Origin of the sequence: Litoreibacter roseus, assembly GCF_009811795.1 — a bacterium.
Lineage (GTDB): Bacteria > Pseudomonadota > Alphaproteobacteria > Rhodobacterales > Rhodobacteraceae > Litoreibacter > Litoreibacter roseus.
Window position 1 is genome coordinate 558,243 of sequence record NZ_BLJE01000001.1, and the last position, 21,356, is coordinate 579,598.

A 21,356-nucleotide genomic window follows, 5' to 3' on the forward strand; every position below is an offset into this window, starting at 1 on the left:
CGATGCGACTGACATGCCCCATTTGCGGCGACCGAGATCGGCGGGAATTCTACTATCTCGGCGCTGCAGATTATTTGGATCGACCTGTCGAGGGCGAAGCTGAGGCAACGCATCGCTACCTTCACCTGCGGGACAACCCAGCGGGCGTAACCCGGGATCTTTGGCAACATGAGGCTGGATGCGCAGCATGGCTTGTCGTTGAGCGCAATGTTACGACGCATGAGATCTTGCAGGTGAGCTTGGCCAAGGATGAGATCCGCGATGCGCGTTGACGGCAAAGGGCTAGTCCATCGAGACCAATCGGTCAGCTTCAAATTTGACGGTCAGACCTACAAAGGACTTGCCGGTGACACCTTGGCATCTGCCCTTATGGCGAACGGTGTCAGGTTGATCGGGCGGTCTTTCAAATACCATCGTCCGCGTGGGATAATGTCGGACGGCCCGCAGGACCCCAACGGTCTGGTTGAGCTTCACAGAGGCGATCAGATCACGCCCAACGTGCGCATGACCCAGCAAGAAATCCACGCTGGTATCGACGCCCGATCCCAAAACCACTGGGGCAACCTGACATGGGATGTGCTCGAACTGAACGATCTGATGGCCCCGTTTCTGGGCGCAGGTTTCTACTACAAGACGTTCATGTGGCCGAAGGCATTTTGGGAGAAGCTTTACGAACCCATCATCCGGCGGGCAGCGGGCCTTGGATCGTTGTCGATGGCGCACAACTCTGATGACTACGAAAAGGCGTTCGCGTTCTGCGATGTGCTTGTCATCGGGTCCGGACCTGCGGGGATTATGGCGGCTTTGACTGCAGCCCGGTCTGGGGCAGACGTGATCCTGTGTGAAGAGGATTTCCGGTTCGGCGGCAGGCTGAACTTTGAAAGCTATGACATCGATGGCCAACCAGGCGCTGCATGGGCCGCCGCCCGGGTAGAAGAACTCAGCGAGATGGAAAACGTCCGGCTGATGCGGCGAACAACTGTTACCGGGGCTTATGACGGTGGAACCTACGCCGCGCTCGAACGTGTGGCGCAGCACGTGAGCGACCCGAAGGGCGCCCCGCTGGAGACGTTCTGGCGTATCGTCGCGAAGGGCGCCGTTTATGCAGCCGGTGCGATGGAGCGCCCCATCGCCTTTCGCAATAACGACCGTCCCGGCATCATGATGGCCTCTGCCATCCGTGGCTATCTCAACCGGTACGGGGTTGCGCCCGGCAAGCGCATCACCTTGTTTGGGAACAATGATGACGCCTTTCGGTCTGCGTTGGATCTGCAAGCTGCAGGGCTCGAGGTGGCGGCTTATATTGACAGCCGTCCGGATGCTGAAATCAAAGGAGATTTCCCGATCTACAAGGGTGCCCGGATTACCGGCGCGCGTGGGCGGATGCGGGTCGACGGTGTGACGCTGCGCACCGCCCAAGATCAGGAGGTCTGGCTGACGACCGATTGTGTCGGCATGTCGGGGGGATGGAACCCGACGGTTCATCTGACGTGCCACATGAATGGACGTCCCCAATGGAACGAGCAACTTGTCGCCTTCATCCCGACGCCGGGTTCCGTACCGGGGATGGAGGTTGCCGGGGCCGCAGGCGGAACCTTCTCAACCAAAGGTTGCCTCAAGTCGGGCATCTTCCGCGCAAAGACAGTGCTCGACGCGATTGGGATTTCCGCCAAAACGACACCGGCGCCTGAGGCAGAAGACAGCGCGACGAAGATCTCACCACTCTGGGTCGTTCCGGGAAAAGGGCGGGCGTGGATCGACTTTCAAAACGACGTCACCGCGAAGGACGTGGCATTGGCCGCTCAGGAAAACTTCAAATCTGTCGAACATATGAAACGCTACACAACCCAAGGGATGGCGCCGGATCAGGGCAAGAATTCAAACATCAATGCGCTCGCGGTGCTGGCCGACGTCACGGGGCGTTCCATTCCCGAGACAGGAACTACAACGTACCGACCACCATACACGCCGGTGTCGATCGCGGCGATGGGCGCGTATGCGCAGGGCCACGGCTTTGCACCGCAACGCCTGACCACATCGCACGTGGCAAGTGTCAAGGCCGGGGCGCCGATGATTGAAGCGGGTCTTTGGTATCGCCCCAGTTACTTCCCAAAGGCGGGCGAGGTCACGTGGCGCCAGTCCTGTGACCGGGAGGTTGAGATGGTCCGCAACCATGTGGGCGTCTGCGACGTCTCGACCTTGGGCAAGATAGATATTCAGGGTCCGGACGCCGGTGCATTTCTGGACTTTGTCTACATCAACACGTTTTCAACGCTGAAGGTTGGTCGGGTTCGCTACGGTGTGATGTTGCGCGAAGACGGTCACGTGATGGATGACGGGACGACCGCGCGTCTGGGGGAGCATCATTTTGTGATGACCACCACGACCGCCGCGGCGGGACAAGTCATGCGCCATCTGGAGTTTGTCCATCAGTGCCTTTGCCCGGATATGGACGTTCGCTTCATTTCCACCACCGAGCAATGGGCGCAATTCGCGGTAGCTGGTCCAAAATCTCGTGACCTGTTGAACGGACTTTTGGATGCGCCCATCGACAATGACAGCTTTCCCTTCATGGGGTGCGGCGACGTCAGCGTAGGCGAAATTACGGCGCGGCTCTTCCGGATTTCGTTCTCGGGAGAGCACGCTTACGAGATCGCGGTGCCAAGTCGCTACGGTGCGGCACTTTTTGATGCGCTGTGCACGGCGGCCAAAGAACAAGGCGGCGGCCCCTATGGCATGGAGGCGCTGAACGTCTTGCGAATAGAAAAAGGCTTTATCACCCACGCTGAAATTCATGGGCGGGTGACAGCCTTTGATATCGGGATGGAGCGGATGATCTCGGGCAAGAAAGATTGCATCGGTAAAACTGCCGCTCAGCGTCCCGGCCTCTTGGGGGATACGCGTGAGCAACTGGTCGGTCTGAAACCTGCGGGCGCAGTCAAGAAAATGAACGCGGGCGCGTTTCTCTTTTCGCCAAATGATGAGCCGACCCGGACAGCCCAGCAGGGCTACTCGACGTCCGTAGGATTTTCTCCGACCCGTGGCATGCTGGCTTTGGGCTTCTTGCGCAATGGGCGCGCGCGCCATGGCGAGACGCTGAAACTGGTAGACCATTTGCGCGACCTCGAAACACTGGTCGAGGTCTGCGACCCTGTCTTCCTTGACCCGGAAGGGACCAGAGCCCGTGGTTGAACTTGTTGCTCGAACGCCCTGCGAAGGGCTGCTGCCGTATGAGGCGGGTGAGGCTGAACTGAGCGAAATCATTCCGAAGCGCATTACGTCGCTTGCCCCGTTCGAAGACAGTACGCTGTTGAAGCCGTTGAAAACCGCTCTTGGGGTTGAGCTTCCAGCGCCGGGTCAGAGCGTTAAAGCAAAAGACGGCCGGATCGTATGGACCGGGCAAAACCAGTTCTTCGTTTTGGATGCCGAAGTGCCAGCGCTGGACGCGGCGGTGACGGACCAATCGGACGCATGGGCGATGGTCGCATTAGGCGGCGCTGCCGCCATCGATGTTATGGCACGGATTTGTCCGCTCGACTGCGCGCACATGACCGCAAGCCAAGTTGCAAGATCGCTCATTGGTCACATGCCAGCCATCATCATTCGGACCAAGACGGGGTTCGAGATCATGGTGTTTCGCGCGTTTGCAAAGACGCTGGTGAATGAAGTGTCCCATGTGATGGACGCTGTCGCTGCACGCGGCGCTCTGTCCACCTAGACTCTGGGAGTGCGCGGACCGATATTGCAGGGATGAGTCTGCCACCCGGATTTCTTGATGAACTGCGGTCCCGCTCCTCCATCGCGCAAGTGGTGGGGCGCAAAGTCACGTGGGACACGCGTAAATCAAATCAGGGCAAAGGTGACATGTGGGCGCCGTGCCCTTTTCACCAAGAGAAGACCGCCAGCTTTCACGTCGATGACCGGAAGGGCTATTACTATTGCTTCGGCTGCCACGCCAAAGGCGATGCGCTCGGTTTTATAAAAGAGACCGAGAACGTCAGCTTCATGGAGGCCGTCGAAATCCTTGCGCGCGAAGTTGGGATGCAGATGCCGGCCCGCGATCCGCAGGCGCAGAAGAAAGCGGACCGCCGGACCGAACTGGCCGAGGTGATGGAGCAGGCCGTCCAGTTCTACAAACTTCAGCTCAAGACGTCTGCCGCCACCGAGGCGCGCGACTATCTCGCCAAGCGGGGGCTGAGCGAGGTAGTGCAAGAACGATTCGAGATTGGCTTCGCCCCTGATGCACGGCAGGGGATCTGGGCCCACTTGACCGGAAAAAGCGTCAAGCCAGATTTGATCATCGATGCCGGGCTCTGTGCAAAACCCAATGACGGCAAGCAGCCATATGACCGGTTCCGCGATCGGATCATGTTCCCCATCCGCGATCCGCGCGGCAGATGCATCGGTTTTGGTGGCCGTGCAATGCAAAAAGAAGCACGCGCGAAGTACCTGAACTCCCCCGAGACCGAGCTCTTTGATAAGGGACGCAGCCTTTACAACCACGGTCCCGCGCGTGAGGCCGCCGGGAAGGGCCAGCCGCTGGTCGTCGCCGAAGGTTACATGGATGTCATCGCGCTGGCGACAGCAGGGTTTGGTGCAACCGTTGCGCCTCTGGGCACTGCGATCACTGAAACGCAGCTGCAGCTTTTGTGGCGGATATCGCCGGAGCCGGTTATTGCGCTGGATGGCGATGTTGCGGGCTTGCGTGCCGCTCAGCGGTTGATTGATTTGGCGATGCCGATGCTGGGGGCGGGGCAATCCCTGCGGTTTTGCGTGCTGCCAGAGGGTCAGGACCCCGACGATCTGATCCGCGCGCAAGGGCCAGAGGCGATGCGCAATCTGGTTGAGGGGTCAAAGCCTCTCGTCCATTTGCTTTGGCAACGCGAAACCGATGGCAAAGTCTTCGACAGCCCGGAACGTCGCGCGGCCCTCGACCAATCCTTACGCGCGGCGTTGGGGAAAATTCAGGATGTCGGTCTGCGCAACCACTACGCGATGGAAATCAAGCGTCTACGCGCAGAACTCTTTGCGGCCGCAGCCCCCAAACGCCAACGTAAGTCTTGGAACCCTGGGGGCCAGTTTCCGACCAAAGGCGTTGCACTTGCGTCGACGAAGAACTCGCTTCTCGCGCAATCCACGGATGTTGAAGAGCGGGTTCGTGAGGCGGTCATTCTGGCGATACTGATTTCTCACCCGGATCTACTACCTGATTTTTTGGGTGATCTTGAGACTTTGGATTTGCACGGTGCCGACCATCGCGCCCTGCTGTCAGCGCTTCTGCGACATCCCGACGAGACCGACCGCGACAGATTGCGCAACATTTTAGAAGCCGAAGTGGATAAAAGGGCTATTGAAAAATTGTTCAGTCTTAGCCATGTGCAGGTAGTAACTGCTGCACGTCCGCAGACAGACAGGAGTTTCTGCATAAGAGCCCTATCTGACGAACTTGCAAAATTGCAAGCAAGGCGTTTGGAAATAGAAGGCATCGACGAGGCAACGAGTGAGATATCCGGGCTTCCGGATGAAGGGCTGACTTGGCGACTTAGCCAAGCGAGGGGCGACCTTTTAGACGCTGAACGTCGAGGGTCAGAACAAGAAGATACAGATGAACTTGACCGTGGCGCAACGGCGGCTGATCTACAACGTCTCATCGATGGTGAGGTTTGGGTAAAGAAAAGAAGGTAAACAGACGTGCGAATCACTGCGATTCGCGATAATGATTCGGAATCGGACTGACGCCGATTCGCGTTTAAGGAGCATTACATGGCCCCCAAAGACACAGACGATCAGAAGCAAGACCGGGAAGACGCCGAAAACGGCTTGGATATGAGCCAAGCTGCGGTGAAGAAAATGATCGCAGAGGCCCGAACGCGTGGCTACATCACCTACGATCAACTCAATCAGGTTTTGCCTCCTGATCAGGTGTCGTCTGAACAGATCGAAGACGTGATGTCGATGCTGTCTGAAATGGGCATTAATATCATTGAGGAGGAAGAAGCCGAGGAAGAAGACACCTCCTCTAAGGCGCTCGCCGAGACGTCTCAGTCGAAAGAAGTCGTGCTTGCATCCTCAACGACGGAGACACTTGACCGGACGGATGATCCGGTCCGGATGTATCTGCGCGAAATGGGCTCGGTGGAACTGCTGTCCCGTGAAGGCGAGATCGCAATCGCCAAGCGTATCGAAGCCGGCCGCAACACGATGATCGCGGGGCTCTGTGAGAGCCCACTGACCTTTCAGGCGATTACGATCTGGCGCGACGAACTTCTGAGCGAAGATATCCTTTTGCGCGACGTGATTGATCTGGAAACCACATTCGGCAACTCTCTCGATGAAGACGGGGAGGAGGGCGAGGAATCTGTCACGGCCGCCGCCACGACGGAAACTGCGGAGAAGAAAGAAGAGACACAAGAACTCGACGCTGACGGCAACCCTATCGCGACCGACGACGAAGACGATGAGGATGAGCAAGCCAATATGAGCCTTGCGGCCATGGAAGCCGCCTTGAAGCCGCGGGTGCTTGAAACGCTTGACCTGATCGCGGATGACTACACGAAGCTTGCGGACATGCAGGACCTTCGGATTTCGGCGGCCCTCAACCACGACGAGAGCTTCTCGAAGAAAGAAGAGACCGCCTACCAGGAATTGCGGACAGAGATCGTGGTGTTGGTTAACTCGCTGCACCTTCACAACAACCGGATTGAGGCGCTGATCGACCAGCTCTACGGCATCAACCGTCGGATCATGTCCATCGACAGCTCTATGGTGAAACTTGCGGATCAGGCGCGGATCAACCGTAGGGAGTTCATTGACGAATACCGCGGTTATGAGCTTGATCCCGGCTGGGTTGACCGCATTTCCGAAAAAAGCGGTCGTGGCTGGACGGCTTTGATAGAAAAGTCCCGTGAAAAGGTGGAAGATCTGCGGGCCGAGATGGCTCAGGTGGGTCAGTATGTCGGCGTAGACATCACGGAATTCCGCCGCATCGTTCAGCAAGTTCAAAAGGGCGAAAAAGAAGCACGGGGCGCCAAGAAGGAAATGGTCGAGGCCAACCTGCGCCTCGTGATTTCTATCGCGAAAAAATACACCAATCGCGGGCTTCAGTTTCTCGACCTCATTCAGGAAGGTAATATCGGCCTGATGAAAGCGGTCGATAAGTTCGAATATCGGCGCGGCTACAAATTTTCGACCTATGCGACGTGGTGGATCCGGCAAGCGATCACACGCTCCATTGCCGACCAGGCGCGCACGATCCGTATTCCGGTGCATATGATCGAGACGATCAACAAACTGGTGCGCACGGGCAGACAGATGCTGCACGAAATCGGGCGCGAGCCGACGCCGGAAGAACTGGCAGAAAAGCTCCAGATGCCTCTCGAAAAAGTGCGCAAGGTGATGAAGATCGCCAAAGAGCCCATTTCGCTTGAGACGCCCATCGGGGATGAAGAAGACAGCCAACTTGGGGATTTCATCGAGGATAAGAACGCCGTTCTGCCGCTCGATAGCGCGATCCAAGAAAACCTCAAGGAAACCACAACGCGCGTTTTGTCCTCGCTGACACCGCGCGAGGAACGGGTTTTGCGGATGCGTTTCGGGATTGGCATGAATACCGACCACACGCTTGAAGAGGTGGGTCAACAGTTCAGTGTGACGCGTGAGCGGATCCGTCAGATCGAAGCAAAGGCGCTTCGCAAGTTGAAGCATCCCAGCCGGTCACGGAAGCTTCGGTCTTTCCTCGATCAATAGAACTTTGGGCGTACGCGGATTTGCGTGCGCCCAAAGTCTCTTGCCGAGAGTTTCTTACGAGCAAATCGGATTGGTGCCGTGGGATCAGTTAATCGCACTGTATAACCGTCGCGGGCTGCAGTTATGCGCTGGCTCTCGACTTCTCCGTGGGACCGTCGTCAAGCGTCGCGTAAATCGCATCGATATGGCCAAGCCCTTCGCTGGCGAGCTCAATGTTCTTGGCCGACCCCGAGAGTGTCAGGTCGATACCATCGCGCGCGGCCTTCAAGTTCTCAAGAAGGTCTTGCACCACTATAATTTCTTCATCCAGTACATGGCTGCTGTTGACGGCATCGGTCTTAACAGTCGTCGTCGCCTCGCCTAGATCTGACATGTTTTGCATCATCTCGGTGAGACTCACGTCAAGGTTTTCAATGAAGGTCTGGTTCTTACTGCGAATTTTTCCCATGCTCTGAACGCGCTGTTCAAGGTCTGTCACAGATGCCGCAATCGAAGCCGCCTGTTCCCGCGCAAGGTTCGCCAAACCACGCATCTCCTGCGCCACAATCGCAAAGCCTTTGCCTGCCTCACCGGCCCTTGCTGCCTCGACCGACGCATTCAGCGACAACAGGCGTACCGATACTGCGATGGTATCTACAGCGCCGCTTGTCGTTTTCACATCCTCAAGCCGGGCTCGCATGTCTTCCATTTCATCCCGGATCTGATCCAGTCTGCTGCGGGCCTCTGCTGACCTCAATTGGTGGTCCCTGAAAGTTTGGGTGATCTTCAGGTTCAGGTCAGAGACTGTCGCGGAATGATCCACCATCCCCTTCAACGTTCCCGTGACCCTCGCCAACCGCCCCGTCACTTGTTGGGAGACCTCTGCCACCCGCTCGTAGTTCGCCTTGCGCTCTGTCACGATCCGGTTAACGCTTCGCGCATTCTGCTGGACCGTCTGAAAGATGTGCCGGATCGCCGCAATGCGCGTTGGATGGATCGTCATGCTCGGAAAATCCTTTGGAAACCGGGCGCATCCTAGTAGCGAAAACCTCAATATCTTCTTAAAAGGTCGCTGTTGAAGGCGTTCTCAAACCGCAATTTTTAGGGCCGCAAATATCCCTCTACACAAACTGTGGGTGGCTCCCTATAGTGTGTGTGGACATTGGGGACCAACACCCAAGAGACCACATATAGGGGTAATGTGATGCGCTGTCCTTTTTGCGGAAACGTCGACACTCAGGTGAAAGATTCCCGGCCTGCCGAGGATCATGTCGCTATTCGCAGGCGCCGATTCTGTCCGGCATGCGGCGGTCGGTTTACCACTTATGAACGCGTGCAATTGCGTGACCTCGTGGTGATCAAATCGTCCGGCAAACGCGAAGATTTTGATCGGGACAAGTTGGAACGGTCAATTAGGATCGCGTTGCAGAAGCGTCCGGTCGAACCGGAGCGCGTGGATCAGATGATTTCAGGCATTGTGCGGCGTCTTGAAAGCATGGGCGAAACAGATATCCAATCTCCGGTCATCGGTGAGATCGTGATGGAGGCGCTCGCGCGTATTGACACGGTGGCCTATGTACGCTTCGCCAGTGTTTACAAGAATTTTCAGGCGGCGGACGATTTCGAAGATTTCGTCTCCGAACTGCGCCCGCCCTCTCAAAAAGACGAGTAACCCGATATGGCTGGCAGCGACATGCGCTGGATGGCGCTTGCGCTGCATTTGGGTCGGCGCGGGTTAGGACTGACATGGCCCAATCCGTCTGTTGGATGCGTGCTCGTCAAAGACGATAGGGTTGTTGGTCGCGGCACCACGGCCCCCGGTGGAAGGCCCCATGCAGAACGGGTCGCGTTGAAGCAGGCAGGCGCCGCTGCGAACGGCGCCACCGCCTATGTCAGTCTTGAGCCGTGTGCCCATCACGGCAAGACATCACCCTGCGCGCAAGCGCTGATCGATGCCAATGTTGCGCGCGTCGTGTATCCCATTGCTGATCCGGATGATCGCGTGTCAGGGAAAGGGCAGGACATGCTGACTGCTGCCGGTATTGACGTAACCGCAGGGATCATGGCGCAGGAGGCCGAGATCGCTCACCAGGGTTTCCTGACGCGGGTGCGCACCGGGCGACCTTTTCTGACCCTCAAGCTCGCAAGCTCATTTGATGGCCGCATCGCGACGGCGAGCGGGGAGAGCCAGTGGATCACTGGTCCGCACGCGCGGCGCGAGGTGCATGCAATGCGCGCGCGTCATGATGCGGTGCTGGTCGGCGGCGGAACTGCACGGCTTGATTTACCGTCTTTGACCGTCCGCGGGGTGGGGCGGTGGAACACCCCGGTGAGGGTTGTGGTCAGTGCCGGGTTAAGCCTACCGAAAACCGGTCCCCTTGCTGAGAATACTGCGGCTGCCCCGCTTTGGCTCATCCACGGTCCTTCTGCATCCCAAGAGGATCGCACCTTCTGGGGGACCAAGGGCGCTGATCTGATAGAGGTCGAGGAAAAACCTGACGGGATCAATCTGAACCACGCCCTAAGCAAGCTCGCTGAACGTGGACTGACCCGAGTTTTTTGCGAGGGTGGCGGCACACTCGCGGCGGGTTTGCTGGCTGAGGGATGCGTTGACGAGCTGGTGGGCTTTGAGGCCGGGCTGGTTCTGGGGGCCGATGGATATCCATCCGTTGCGGTAACGGGTGTGACTGATCTGGGCGCAGCGCCCCGTTTTGAATTATACGACACAAGACAGGTCGGTCCTGATCTTCTCAGTCGCTGGCGTCGGGTCAAATGACGTTCTGACTAACCTCGCCCCTTATATGTTTCAAAAACTGGCTTAGAAGCTTCGATTTCTCACGGCGTAGTGTTCTCTTGTCCGTTAGAAACCCTTTATGTGCGTATGCGCACTTAAATCACAAAAAATACAGTAAACGTGCGTTGATTGCTATCAGGCTTGGTCGCATATTCATTTCATCAAACGGGCAAAACAGCCCAACACACAAACGCACCAAAGGAACAGACAATGAAAACCTTCATAGCAACCGCCGCAATCGCCGTTTCCCTCAGCGCCCCCGCCTTTGCGCAAGTCACTGATGCACAATCATATTTCGCACAGTTCAACGACAGCGCAGCCGAACAGATCGTTCGAGCACCTGCTCAGATCCCAACCCGAGGTGTTGGACCGGACTTCGTCGCAGCAACTGAAAGACTGGAACATGAGGACAGCATCGACGGCCGCTACTTCTTCGGCGGAAACGTAGAAACGAACACGTCAGGTAAAGCGCAGATCGCCGCATCTCTGGGCGTTGACGCAGACAATTATTCGCTGGCCGAGCTCATTAACCTTCGCAACAGCCTGGAGGATGACGACTCTTAAAGGCCCCTCGACTCCCTCCCCCCGCAGGCGTTTCCCCCGCGCCTGAAAAGCGGGCCCTTCCATCGGAGGGGCTCGCTTTTTTAGGTCTGGTAGTAGTCGCGATACCAAGCCACGAACGCGTCGACCCCGTCCTGAAGCGACGTTTGCGGACTATATTCTGTCAAGCGGTTCAACAGCGTCCCATCGGCCCATGTCGCAGGGACATCGCCCGGTTGCATCTCCATGAACTTTTTCACAGCGGGTTTGCCGATGCTGGTTTCAATCGCCGCAATGAAATCCATCAGTCGGACCGGACTGTTGTTACCGATGTTGACCACCCGCCACGGTGCAACAGGAGACAGGCTGTCATTTTCGATGGCAGCGTCTGACGTGTGATCCGGCACCGCATCCATCAGCAGTCTTATCCCTCGGACCAGATCGTCAATATAGGTGAAGTCGCGTTGCATGTCGCCGTGGTTGTAAACCTCGATTGGCGCGCCTTCAAAAATAGCCCGGGTGAATTTGAAATAGGCCATGTCAGGGCGGCCCCATGGCCCATACACCGTAAAAAAACGGAACATTGTGATCGGAAGGTCATAGAGATGCGCATAGGAGTGCGACATTGCCTCATTGGCCTTCTTCGTCGCCGCATAAAAGCTCATCTGGTGATCGACACGATGGGTCTCTTGATAGGGCATTTCCGTATTTGCGCCGTAGACAGAGGATGTCGAGGCCATCAGGATATGTTTCGGCGGGTTGGCGCGAGCAGCTTCAAGCAGGTTGAATACCCCAATCAAATTGGCGTCGAGATAGGCGCGTGGGTTGTCTATGGACCAACGAACGCCCGCCTGACCGGCCAAATGAACGACCACATCGGGCTGTGATTCTTCGAACAGCCTCTGAAAGACGCCGTCGGTTTCCATCAGTGCTTCAACTGGGCGAAAATTTGGCGATTGTGACAACATCTGATGACGACGTTTTTTAAGGGCGACGTCATAGTAGTCCGACATCCCATCTAACCCGACAACATCGAAACCGTCGGAAAGCAGCTGATTTACAAGGTGGTAGCCGATGAAACCCGCGGAGCCGGTCACAAGCGCAGTCGGTCGGCCGTTTGCCAAACTCATCAAACATTTTCCTTTTCCAGACGTCGCCTGTTCGGTGACGAATTCCGGCGCCGAGGTCAATATAACGACGCAATCCTTGGCTATTTTAAGGTCAAGGTAACCTGATCAGAGGTTTATTTGAGCAGTGTTTGGCCGTTGGACGCAGGTGGACGTTTAGGCGGAGTGACCACAGGCGGCAAGACTTGGTAAGGTAGAGACAAGATGAGTTTTTTGAAATCCATGATGGGGCGGAAAGTGCCCGTAGAAATGCTGGAGCTCGAAATGGGCCAGCCCGAGCCTGATGGCGCCCTGTTTGTCACCGGCGACATTCATGGACGTATCGATTTGCTCGAGGATATACTGGGTCAGATAGACAAGGTGATCGGTGAGCAGCGCTATCCCGATCCGAAACTCATTTTTCTGGGCGATGCGATAGATCGGGGTCCTGACAGTCAGGCCGTACTGCGTCGCTTGCACGCGCTCAGCGCGGAATTTCCGGACAATTTCATCTGCTTGATGGGAAATCATGAACAGATGCTTCTCGATTTTCTGGAAGATCCAAGTGCGCGCTACTCCCGCTGGCTGCGGAACGGTGGACTTGCCACTTGCCAGAGCTTTGGTCTTGACGTGAGCGCGCCGAATATTGGTGGCGATGTGGCGGAAGAATTGGCCGTTGATCTGGAAGACGTGATGGGCAAGGCCCTTATCGATTGGCTGCGCGCGCGCCCGACAAAGTACATCAGCGGCAATGTTGCGATGGTCCATGCTGCCGTTGATCCGTCTAAGGATATAGAGATGCAAGCGGATCGTGTGTTGATCTGGGGGCATCCTGACTTTCTGTCGAGGTCTCGCTCCGACGGCATATGGGTGGTCCACGGACACACCACCGTCGAGCAGCCGTCTTGCCAAGATCGCCGGGTTTCAATTGACACCGGTGCCTACGACTCCGGCGTTTTGACCTCTGCCATCATGTTCCCGGGCGAAGATGTGAGTTTCCTGACGACGTCAGTATCTCAGTCCCACTAACGCCGCCAGAGTGGCGCGTGGCTGGCAAACAGCCCTTGAAGCTTTGACAGTGCGCGGTTGCGAAATCCTGCGCTCGGCAGAATCCCGGATGCCAGACGCGCGACAATGACTTCTGCCGGTGCGGGCTGTCGCGTCACGGGATCGAAATAGCGTGGATAATCCAACAGCGCCGCATGGACCAATTGATCCAAGCTGGGTCGCGCGGCGCGCCTGGTGGGCATGGCCATCTTATCTGTCGTTAGTCCCCAACCAGCGTAGAACGGGACACCATAGCAAACCACGGGAATGCCCCGAAGCAGGGCCTCAAACCCCATTAGCGAGGTCATGGTGGCAACAATGTCGGCTTGCTCCAGCAGGGCGACGGCATCGGCATTCGATGTGACCAGATCGGCGGCACTGCTATCGGTGAGCGTGCCTGCTCTCAGGCCAGCCTCGACATCAGGGTGAGGTTTGAAAACAAGAAAAGCGTCTGGATATTCGGCGCGAACGACCTCAATCAGGTCTTGATTGGTCGATACAGTTTCCGCGCCCAGCAGGACAGAGGCGTCATCTTCGACCTGACCCGGCACCAAGATCACTGTTTTATCAGTATCGAACGATGGGACCTCGCCGCCCAGATTGTACTTCGTTAGCGCCTGCTGAACGATGCTGTGTCGTAAGAGCTCAGCCCGCCGAATTGCACCCTTCGGCAATTGGACGGACGCCGCAATGAAGTCTTCAAGGGCACTGGGGGCAGCCGGGTCATAGTAGATGCCCTCGGGATCGGCGACCAGGGACAGCGGCGCCACGAGCTCAGCGCCCAAGCCGCGCGAGCGCAGAAATCCATCTTCCACCCGGACAAGTGGGCGACCTGAACCAACCGAAATCGCGGACATATCCGGCGTGGCACGGTTTGCCCAAGTCAAGAGTGGGGCGGTCCCGCTTGGGGATTGCTTGTATCTGACCGGGGCCCCGGCTCGACCAAAAAAGTCTTGAATGGCGCGGCGCTTCCAGAGGCGTATCCCCGCCGCCTCATATCCCTGCCGATCTTCTCGGCATGCGCGGGCCTGCGCAGCAAGCGTTGCAATTACATCCTCAATCTCGCAGAGGCGGTCGCGGTACGGATCGTACCATTTTGAATAGAGCATCATCGCGCCTGCAAAAAGCTGAGCTCGGGTTAGGCTTCGCTGCCGTCGGTCTATGGGATTTCGATCATCGGTAAGACCCCATCCCGCGTAGAAGGGCTGACCAAATACAATTGGCCTGTGGCCCGCCAGGACCGCCTCAAATCCCATCGTCGAGCTGACGGTGTAGACGGCGATCGCGCCTTCCAGCAGGGCATAACTTGGGACGGCATCGGAAAGACGGAGTATGTCAGGGCCAAGGGAGGCCCCGTCAAAATGGCCTGCCCGGGCCCCATGCGCTGTTTCTGGATGGCTCTTTACAATAATACGCGCACCGGGATGTTCTTCCTGAGCGAATGCGAGCATTTCCCGAAAGCTATTGGCGTCCGCATTGCCATGGGTGATTGCAGCGTCCCCTTTTGTCTGGTCCAGCACCAGAACGTAGCCGGGTGCGGGCAGGTCGATCGTGGGGTCGAAATCGCTGTACTTTGAAATCTGATGATAACGCAGAAGATCCATTGCATTGCGTGCGCGGTCCAGCACGGCAGTGTCGTCAAACGGCGCGGTCGCCAGCAATGTTTCCAGATCGGATGGTCCGCCGCTGTCAAAGTAGGGGCGTTGAGTGTCGATGGTCAGACCAATTGGTGGTTCTGCCCCGATGCGACCCGGTTTTACGGACCGCAGAAACGCATCCTCGATATGGACCAGCCGGGAATTTGTCCGGTCGGCAACTGCGGTGCCCCTGCCAGATGTCGGACTTTTGCCCCAGACTGCCACCAGATCGTCGGGGCCGGGTTTTCCCAGCTTCAGATCATATCCTGAAAGGGTGAGTATGCGGCGCACCTGCTTCTGCGTGAAGAACCCACCGTTGAAATAGAAAAGCCGCGGGCGAGGGGGCTCGTCCGCGGCTTGGGGTGTTGGTCTCTGCGCCCGTGTCACGTCATTGGGTGCCGGTCGCGGCAGTCAAGGCATTCGCTGATTGGAGCGAGCCCGTCAGAGCGCTGATTGTTTTGTTCCATGTGACAAACGGCGCTTCGGTGACGTAGATCGTGTCTCCATCGCGGATCGAGAAGTCACGGGCATCGAACACGCCAGTGGGTCGTGTCAGATCGAGAATGTAGGCGAGCCGTTGCGTGCCGTTGATATCGTTTCGTCCCAAAACGTTCTGGGCGATGTTTTCCGGCTCGTCCCGGAAAATAAAAATGCCAGTTGGATCGGCGATATTGGTGCTGAGGCCACCGACCTGCGCCAAAGCTTCAATGGCCGAAAGCATCTGTGTTTCGAATTCGACCCGTGCCTGACCGCCTGTCGCACCGAGGACCGTAAAGGCGCGGCTGTCCTGCTCGACAAGGATCCGATCATTCCCACGTAAGGCGACGTCAAACTCAGGATGGGTGAACAGATCTTCGAACCAGACCGTGCTGCGATGGCCGCCCCGTAGAAGGGTGATGAGTGCGACCTCCGTCGGGATGGCAACGCCACCGGCTTGTGCAAGCATCGCCGACAAGGTGCGGGTGGGGCGCTCAATCGGGAAGACGCCCTGCTGGCTGACACCGCCCACGACGGTCACAGTTGAGCCGTCACCGGCCAAACGCCGGACGAGAACCTGCGGGTCGGGGGTCTGACTTTCCAGCTTTCCTGTGATGACACGGCGCAACCCTTCCGGCGTATTGCCGCTGGCCTTCATCCGGCCCGCGTAAGGTACGAAGATGAAGCCGTCGCCATCAACCTGAACTTCGGTCAGATCGGTCGCACTTGCACCCGCTTGCGCCAGAAGCCCGTCATCTACATTTTCCCAGATGGTCAATCCAAGGACGTCACCCGGGCGGATGATATCGGATCCGACCACGCCTGCGCTCAGAAAGCCGTCCGTAAAGCCGAGTGCTGGTTGTTTGCTTGCTTCGCGAGCGACCCTTTGATCCACGGTCACGATGTAGGCGTTGCCTTCTTGTTCAACGGAGCCTGAGAAAATTTCGGCTTTGCGGGGCCCGGATCTGGGCAGACCGCAGGACGCGACCATCAAAGCTACGAGGAAAAATAACGCAACGCGGGCGCTGCGTGGTCGCAAGTGTTTCACTGCCAGGGCTCCTTGACTGGAAAATGCCTCAGTTTTTTTCTGACACCCTACGCAATTCGGTCCGAATTGGAAGAGTCCCGCCTATCCCACCACATGTAACTGTTGCCGGGGCGTCGCAGTGCCTGTTGTTAGGGCGTCATAAGGATCTTCGATCACCAGCATCATATCCACGACTTGCCGTAGCAGCCGACGCCTTGACCGGCTTGCGTAATAGCCACCGGTTACTTGCGAGGTCTCAAGCAAATAGTGCCGGTAGTCACGATAGGCCGCCCCATCAGGTCGCTGGGGATTGGCGAAGAAATCCGGCAGCGTCTGACTGGAGGTAAAGCTGCGTTTTTTGTAAACGGCATCCCCGAAGGCTTTCAGGGGAAGGCCCCGCCAAAGCACCTGTTGTGCGGCTGTGGAATTGACCGTTACCGCGCTCGATGCGAAATTCAGAAGACGCGCCAGCTTTCCGCCACGCACGTAGTGGACCCGTTTGCTGATGCCGTGGTGTTTGGCAAGGGACCGGATGATCTGACGGATCGGCACGCGGCCATCCTCTAGCGGGTGTGCTTTGAAGACCAGATGATGGTGACCCGGTGCGCCGTCCGCAAAGCCTTTCACCACCAGCTCAAGGAACTCTCCCAAGGTGGAAAAAGGCGAGTGATTTTGGAAGCTTGCATCGTGTTCCAACTGCAGCAGGCACAGATGATATGGAAAGCCGCCCGAACTGATTTTTGTGGTAGCTAGAGCGCGCTCTGTGGCGGTGAAAGGCAATAGGATCAGGCGTTTAAGATAGAGAAGAAATTCTTTCGGAACACTCAGCGCTCTATGTGGTCTGAAATTCGGGTAGCCTTGGTTAAAGAGCAGGACGAAGAAGTGATATGCCATACCGTAGAATATGTGCTGGCGCATGTCGCCCCAGCGGGCAGGGGCATCTGGAACGTCCAAATCAAGCCCTTCTAAGGCCGCGCGCATTTGGTCCACGGTCATACTCATGAGGCGCGAATGTCCGTTGCTGCCATCGCGTTCATAGGTGATCCAGTAGGGCCGCAAGTAGCCTTCTTCAAAGACATGGATCCGTAGACCACGTTCTTTGGCCAACGCGATCGCCTGCACGTGAATTTCTCGTGTATCGCCGTAAAGCACGACATCGGTGATCCGCTTGTCTGTCAGAATCTCACCGACGGCGCTTGGCCAGGTTTCCGCAGTGCCGGTGAACGGAATGTAGGTCTTGCGGTCGAACCAGAAAGCCTCGTCACCCTTGTTGAAGCCGATGCGCCAGACGTTCGAACCCGCCTCGCGCAGCATTTGCGACAGGCGATAGAAAAAAGGCCCGTGGGGGCCCTGCAGAAACAGGAAAGTTTTGCCGCGGCCTGACACCATGGGCCAGAGATCCTCTCGAAGCTCGGATTCATGCTTAATTGCATCTCTACATGTTAAATCCCCGTTAAATAGGGCACGGGCGTGGTCTTGGTTAATTCCATTGCAGGTGTTGTGGCGCGGCGTCAGGGGAACTTGCACGCGTTTTTCACTCGCGCTACGCAGAAACCGCAGACACGAAGGAGCGGCGGAATGTTTACGGGGATCATCACGGATGTCGGAACCCTCAAGGCGTTGGATCAGCGCGGCGATTTGCGAGCGCGCATTGGTTGCCGGTACGACCCGGCGGGTATTGATCTGGGTGCATCCATCGCCTGTGACGGCGTTTGTCTGACAGTGGTCGATAAGGGCCAGGATGACACACCTTGGTTCGATGTGGATATCTCGGGCGAAACCGTTTCAAAAACCAACATCGCGAACTGGGCGGTTGGACGCGGCGTAAACCTTGAGCGGGCCCTCCGCGTTGGCGACGAACTCGGCGGGCATATCGTGTCGGGTCATGTGGACGGTGTTGCCCACGTCACAAATGTCGCGGAAGACGGTGACAGTACGCGGGTGACCTTCGAGGCACCCGGCGCGTTGGCCCGGTTCATTGCACCAAAGGGGTCAGTTGCCCTGAACGGCACATCACTGACCGTCAACGAGGTCGATGGCGCCTCCTTCGGCATCAATTTCATTCCGCACACGAAGACATCGACGACATGGGGAACGGTTAAGGCTGGCGATCGCATCAACTTGGAGATCGACACGCTGGCCCGTTACGTTGCCCGGCTGAACGAGGTCGCCGCATGACGATGCTGGGTCACAACAACGGTCCGACCATGGAAGGCGGCCGAAGCTGGCGCAAGCACAGTTGGACCAAGGCCCGCGCGGCTCTTTTGCCGACACTACCGATCGAGGTTGTGCGCTTGCGTGTGCGCCGCGCGAAAGAGCTTGGCCTGCCCTACAAGACCTATGCGTCCGTGCGTGCCAGCACCGGGCGAGACGTGGTGGGATTTCTATTCTCATCCAATGCGCTTGGCGCGCATGCGGGATCTATATCAGTGCCACGCGGTGCGAAATTAAGGGATCTGCAAAATGTCGCCATTGCCGGTTTGGCTCTTCCCCCGCTATCGCCCGACGCGCTCGCCTCCCTGATTGCGGCTGAAACGGGTATTCAGCCGGTCTGTGGCAGCCCGCCAAAGCTATCAGATGGGTGGTCGTCTGCGCGGACAAAGATTCACCTGCCGCTCAAGGTGATGAAGCTGCCGCGCGACGGCGTGCTCGTGATTGGAGAGACCGATCTAGAGCGGGAATGGTCCGATATTGGCCAACTTGCGGGCTACCTCAAAGCTGAGACATACTTTGCAACCGCCTCTTAAAGTGGTTGCGACGTCACGATAGCGCCGCACCCCCTTTCCAACACAGCGTGCAGGGGCTATCTGCCCGGAAGAACAGGAAAGATCCAAGTATGAGCGACGTCGATTATTCAGATGCCATATCCTCGGTCGATGAGATCATCGACGACGCCCGAAATGGCCGGATGTTCATTCTGGTGGATCACGAGGACCGGGAAAACGAGGGCGATCTGGTTATTCCTGCGCAGATGGCGACACCGGAAGCGATCAATTTCATGGCGACGCACGGGCGCGGATTGATCTGCCTGACGCTACCAGGCGAACGGATCGACGCTTTGGGTCTGCCCCTGATGGCATCCTATAATTCGTCCCGCCACGAAACCGCCTTCACGATTTCCATCGAGGCGCGGGAAGGTGTGACAACCGGTATCTCGGCCCATGACCGGGCGCGGACCGTCGCGGTTGCCATTGATCAGTCCAAGAGCGCGGCTGATATTGCGACGCCGGGCCATATATTTCCCCTGCGCGCGCGCGATGGTGGGGTTTTGGTCCGGGCCGGTCACACGGAAGCAGCAGTTGATGTGGCGCGCTTGGCGGGCCTTAACCCATCCGGCGTGATCTGCGAGATCATGAACGAAGACGGGACCATGGCCCGGTTGCCCGATCTGGTCGCCTTCGCACAGTTGCACAATCTCAAGATCGGTACGATCAGCGATCTGATTGGATATCGGCGCCGTCACGACAATCTCGTGAAAGAAGCCTCTCAGAAAGCAGTGTCTTCCGTTTACGGTGGCGACTGGATGATGCGGGTTTTCACCGACGAGACACAGGGCGCGGAACATATCGTTCTGACGAAAGGCGACCTTAACCAGCCGGGGCCGGTTCTGACCCGGATGCATGCGCTTAACCCGTTGGAAGATGTGCTGGGCATTGGCGGCGGTGGGCCGGAGCTGCCAGCGGCGATGAAAGCCATCGGGGAAGAGGGGCGCGGAATTGTTGTCCTTCTCCGCGATACCACGATGAAACTGGTCATGGCCGGGGAAGCTTCACCCCAGACATTGCGCCAATACGGTCTGGGTGCGCAAATCCTCGCGGCCCTCGGGCTGAGCGAACTTGAGCTGTTGACCAATTCGCCCTCACCCAAGGTTGTCGGGCTTGAGGCATACGGCCTGCGCATCACGGGCACACGGCCCATTCCGAAGGACAGCTGATCATGGCAACTGCAGAAACGCACCACGTACTCGATACGCCGACCTTTGACGAACCAACGAAGCTGCTGATCGTTGTATCACCCTATTACAAGGATATCGCGGACAACCTCGTGTCAGGTGCACAGGCCGAATGCGAAAAGGCAGGCGCGACATGCGAGGTAGTCGAAGTGCCCGGCGCTTTGGAAATTCCCCCGGCGATCCGCATCGCTCATCGTCAGTCAAACTTTGATGGGTTTGTTGCTTTGGGCTGCATCATTCGGGGCGAAACCACACACTATGAAACGGTCTGCAACGACAGTTCGCGGGGCCTGATGCTGCTGGGGCTGCAAGGTGCAAATATCGGCAATGGCATCCTGACCGTCGAAAACCGAGAGCAAGCCGAGGTGCGGGCCGATGCCGATGGCCAGAACAAAGGGGGCGGTGCCGCCGCGGCGGCCTTGCACCTGATCGCACTACAGCGCAAATACGGTCAGAAATCCAAGGGCGTTGGCTTCAAACCGCGCCCCACACTTGATGACGACGAAAGTTTTCAAATCGCATGACAGCCACCACTCCGTCCGGCAATCAAAAACGTCAGATGAAATCGGCGGCCCGGCTTTACGCGGTGCAGGCCCTGTTTCAGATGGAACATTCTGATCAGACGGTTGACGCCGTGCGGGAAGAGTTCGAAACCCACCGGTTCGGCGCCACTTACGAGGGCGATGAAATGGCGGAAGGGGACATCGACACGTTCCGCGGCCTTCTTGAGCGCGTCGTAGACAGCCAATCGGCGATTGATCAGATGACAGATCGGGCGTTGGTGGCGAAATGGCCGATCAACCGGATCGATCCCACGTTGCGCGCGCTGTTTCGGGCTGCGGGTGCCGAACTTTTGCAAGCCAAAACACCGCCAAAGGTCGTGATCGTCGAATTCGTCGACGTGGCCAAGGCGTTTTTTCCTGATGGGCGGGAGCCGAAATTTGTGAATGCCGTCCTGGACCACATGGCACGAGAGGCCCGTCCGGAGGCGTTCTGAAGGCTGCTTCGCAGTGTGCGCAGGTCAGAAAAGTACTATATATTCTGGAATAGA

General features: G+C 57.5%; 19 protein-coding genes. 14 read left to right on the top strand and 5 right to left on the bottom strand.

All coding sequences use genetic code 11. The features are described 5' to 3' along the window. The first annotated feature begins 2 nt into the window (after positions 1–2). From KIN_RS02795 to rpoD, 5 genes are all read left to right on the top strand, one after another. Positions 3–272: a sarcosine oxidase subunit delta gene (locus KIN_RS02795; protein ID WP_159804428.1), complete on the top strand. Its 270-nt coding sequence runs from the start codon at positions 3–5 to the stop codon at positions 270–272. Next, positions 262–3,192, top strand: coding sequence for a sarcosine oxidase subunit alpha family protein (locus KIN_RS02800; RefSeq protein WP_159804429.1), 2,931 nt, complete (start codon positions 262–264; stop codon positions 3,190–3,192). The genes KIN_RS02795 and KIN_RS02800 overlap by 11 nt, the downstream gene beginning before the upstream one ends. Further along, positions 3,185–3,718 carry a sarcosine oxidase subunit gamma gene (locus KIN_RS02805; RefSeq protein WP_159804430.1) on the top strand — a complete coding sequence of 178 codons (534 nt, stop codon included), beginning with the start codon at positions 3,185–3,187 and terminating at the stop codon, positions 3,716–3,718. Before KIN_RS02800 ends, KIN_RS02805 begins: the two co-directional genes overlap by 8 nt. 32 nt (positions 3,719–3,750) lie before the next feature. Next, positions 3,751–5,685, top strand: a complete 1,935-nt coding sequence (gene dnaG, locus KIN_RS02810; RefSeq protein ID WP_159804431.1) for a DNA primase — start codon at positions 3,751–3,753, stop codon at positions 5,683–5,685. A 78-nt stretch (positions 5,686–5,763) separates the two neighbouring features. Beyond that, entirely contained in the window at positions 5,764–7,746 is a 1,983-nt protein-coding gene (gene rpoD / locus KIN_RS02815) for an RNA polymerase sigma factor RpoD (RefSeq protein WP_159804432.1), read from the top strand. A gap of 121 nt (positions 7,747–7,867) precedes the next feature. Here rpoD and KIN_RS02820 read toward each other — a convergent pair whose 3' ends face one another. Further along, a complete protein-coding gene (locus KIN_RS02820; protein WP_159804433.1) occupies positions 7,868–8,728 on the bottom strand; it encodes a methyl-accepting chemotaxis protein in 861 nt (286 codons plus the stop codon). A gap of 201 nt (positions 8,729–8,929) precedes the next feature. Here KIN_RS02820 and nrdR point away from each other — a divergent pair, with 201 nt between their 5' ends. The 3 genes from nrdR (at position 8,930) to KIN_RS02835 (ending at position 11,083) form a co-directional block, all read left to right on the top strand. Further along, positions 8,930–9,397 carry a transcriptional regulator NrdR gene (gene nrdR, locus KIN_RS02825; protein ID WP_159804434.1) on the top strand — a complete coding sequence of 156 codons (468 nt, stop codon included), beginning with the start codon at positions 8,930–8,932 and terminating at the stop codon, positions 9,395–9,397. Between the two features lie 6 nt (positions 9,398–9,403). Next, positions 9,404–10,501, top strand: a complete 1,098-nt coding sequence (gene ribD, locus KIN_RS02830) for a bifunctional diaminohydroxyphosphoribosylaminopyrimidine deaminase/5-amino-6-(5-phosphoribosylamino)uracil reductase RibD (protein WP_243144796.1) — start codon at positions 9,404–9,406, stop codon at positions 10,499–10,501. 228 nt (positions 10,502–10,729) lie between these two features. Then, entirely contained in the window at positions 10,730–11,083 is a 354-nt protein-coding gene (locus tag KIN_RS02835) for a hypothetical protein (RefSeq protein ID WP_159804435.1), read from the top strand. 80 nt (positions 11,084–11,163) lie between these two features. Here the strand turns inward: KIN_RS02835 and KIN_RS02840 are convergent, their stop codons facing one another. Then, the gene (locus KIN_RS02840; RefSeq protein ID WP_159804436.1) at positions 11,164–12,189 is read right to left on the bottom strand and encodes an NAD-dependent epimerase/dehydratase family protein; all 1,026 of its coding nucleotides are present in this window, start codon (positions 12,187–12,189) and stop codon (positions 11,164–11,166) included. A 201-nt stretch (positions 12,190–12,390) separates the two neighbouring features. On the opposite strand from KIN_RS02840, the gene KIN_RS02845 reads away from it, so the two are divergent. Beyond that, complete coding sequence (locus KIN_RS02845; RefSeq protein ID WP_243144797.1) at positions 12,391–13,194, top strand: metallophosphoesterase family protein; 804 nt, start codon at positions 12,391–12,393, stop codon at positions 13,192–13,194. Here KIN_RS02845 and KIN_RS02850 read toward each other — a convergent pair. From KIN_RS02850 to KIN_RS02860, 3 genes are all read right to left on the bottom strand, one after another. Next, positions 13,191–15,236 carry a capsule polysaccharide biogenesis protein gene (locus tag KIN_RS02850; protein WP_159804437.1) on the bottom strand — a complete coding sequence of 682 codons (2,046 nt, stop codon included), beginning with the start codon at positions 15,234–15,236 and terminating at the stop codon, positions 13,191–13,193. The two genes, KIN_RS02845 and KIN_RS02850, sit on opposite strands and share 4 nt — an antisense overlap. Before the next feature lies 1 nt (position 15,237). Beyond that, entirely contained in the window at positions 15,238–16,374 is a 1,137-nt protein-coding gene (locus KIN_RS02855) for a polysaccharide biosynthesis/export family protein (protein ID WP_505712030.1), read from the bottom strand. An 81-nt stretch (positions 16,375–16,455) separates the two neighbouring features. Then, positions 16,456–17,742: a capsule polysaccharide biogenesis protein gene (locus KIN_RS02860; RefSeq protein ID WP_159804438.1), complete on the bottom strand. Its 1,287-nt coding sequence runs from the start codon at positions 17,740–17,742 to the stop codon at positions 16,456–16,458. A gap of 189 nt (positions 17,743–17,931) precedes the next feature. Here KIN_RS02860 and KIN_RS02865 point away from each other — a divergent pair, with 189 nt between their 5' ends. From KIN_RS02865 to nusB, 5 genes are all read left to right on the top strand, one after another. Continuing rightward, positions 17,932–18,531, top strand: a complete 600-nt coding sequence (locus KIN_RS02865; RefSeq protein WP_159804439.1) for a riboflavin synthase — start codon at positions 17,932–17,934, stop codon at positions 18,529–18,531. Beyond that, positions 18,528–19,100, top strand: coding sequence for a hypothetical protein (locus tag KIN_RS02870; protein ID WP_159804440.1), 573 nt, complete (start codon positions 18,528–18,530; stop codon positions 19,098–19,100). The genes KIN_RS02865 and KIN_RS02870 overlap by 4 nt, the downstream gene beginning before the upstream one ends. Positions 19,101–19,189: 89 nt before the next feature. Then, entirely contained in the window at positions 19,190–20,287 is a 1,098-nt protein-coding gene (gene ribB, locus KIN_RS02875; RefSeq protein WP_159804441.1) for a 3,4-dihydroxy-2-butanone-4-phosphate synthase, read from the top strand. Positions 20,288–20,289: 2 nt separating this feature from the next. After that, on the top strand, positions 20,290–20,829 hold the full coding sequence (locus KIN_RS02880; protein ID WP_159804442.1) for a 6,7-dimethyl-8-ribityllumazine synthase: 540 nt from the start codon (positions 20,290–20,292) through the stop codon (positions 20,827–20,829). Then, positions 20,826–21,302 carry a transcription antitermination factor NusB gene (gene nusB / locus KIN_RS02885; RefSeq protein WP_159804443.1) on the top strand — a complete coding sequence of 159 codons (477 nt, stop codon included), beginning with the start codon at positions 20,826–20,828 and terminating at the stop codon, positions 21,300–21,302. Before KIN_RS02880 ends, nusB begins: the two co-directional genes overlap by 4 nt. Positions 21,303–21,356 lie beyond the last annotated feature (54 nt).

Excerpts from the sequence above, each read along its gene's own strand:
- nrdR (WP_159804434.1), top strand. The coding sequence starts at position 8,930 with ATGCGCTGTCCTTTTTGCGGAAACGTCGACACTCAGGTGAAAGATTCC.
- KIN_RS02840 (WP_159804436.1), bottom strand. The coding sequence starts at position 12,189 with ATGAGTTTGGCAAACGGCCGACCGACTGCGCTTGTGACCGGCTCCGCG.
- KIN_RS02845 (WP_243144797.1), top strand. The coding sequence starts at position 12,391 with ATGAGTTTTTTGAAATCCATGATGGGGCGGAAAGTGCCCGTAGAAATG.
- rpoD (WP_159804432.1), top strand. The coding sequence starts at position 5,764 with ATGGCCCCCAAAGACACAGACGATCAGAAGCAAGACCGGGAAGACGCC.
- KIN_RS02870 (WP_159804440.1), top strand. The coding sequence starts at position 18,528 with ATGACGATGCTGGGTCACAACAACGGTCCGACCATGGAAGGCGGCCGA.
- KIN_RS02800 (WP_159804429.1), top strand. The coding sequence starts at position 262 with ATGCGCGTTGACGGCAAAGGGCTAGTCCATCGAGACCAATCGGTCAGC.
- KIN_RS02865 (WP_159804439.1), top strand. The coding sequence starts at position 17,932 with ATGTTTACGGGGATCATCACGGATGTCGGAACCCTCAAGGCGTTGGAT.
- KIN_RS02835 (WP_159804435.1), top strand. The coding sequence starts at position 10,730 with ATGAAAACCTTCATAGCAACCGCCGCAATCGCCGTTTCCCTCAGCGCC.
- dnaG (WP_159804431.1), top strand. The coding sequence starts at position 3,751 with ATGAGTCTGCCACCCGGATTTCTTGATGAACTGCGGTCCCGCTCCTCC.
- nusB (WP_159804443.1), top strand. The coding sequence starts at position 20,826 with ATGACAGCCACCACTCCGTCCGGCAATCAAAAACGTCAGATGAAATCG.
- KIN_RS02795 (WP_159804428.1), top strand. The coding sequence starts at position 3 with ATGCGACTGACATGCCCCATTTGCGGCGACCGAGATCGGCGGGAATTC.
- KIN_RS02860 (WP_159804438.1), bottom strand. The coding sequence starts at position 17,742 with ATGGTGTCAGGCCGCGGCAAAACTTTCCTGTTTCTGCAGGGCCCCCAC.
- KIN_RS02880 (WP_159804442.1), top strand. The coding sequence starts at position 20,290 with ATGGCAACTGCAGAAACGCACCACGTACTCGATACGCCGACCTTTGAC.
- ribB (WP_159804441.1), top strand. The coding sequence starts at position 19,190 with ATGAGCGACGTCGATTATTCAGATGCCATATCCTCGGTCGATGAGATC.
- ribD (WP_243144796.1), top strand. The coding sequence starts at position 9,404 with ATGGCTGGCAGCGACATGCGCTGGATGGCGCTTGCGCTGCATTTGGGT.
- KIN_RS02820 (WP_159804433.1), bottom strand. The coding sequence starts at position 8,728 with ATGACGATCCATCCAACGCGCATTGCGGCGATCCGGCACATCTTTCAG.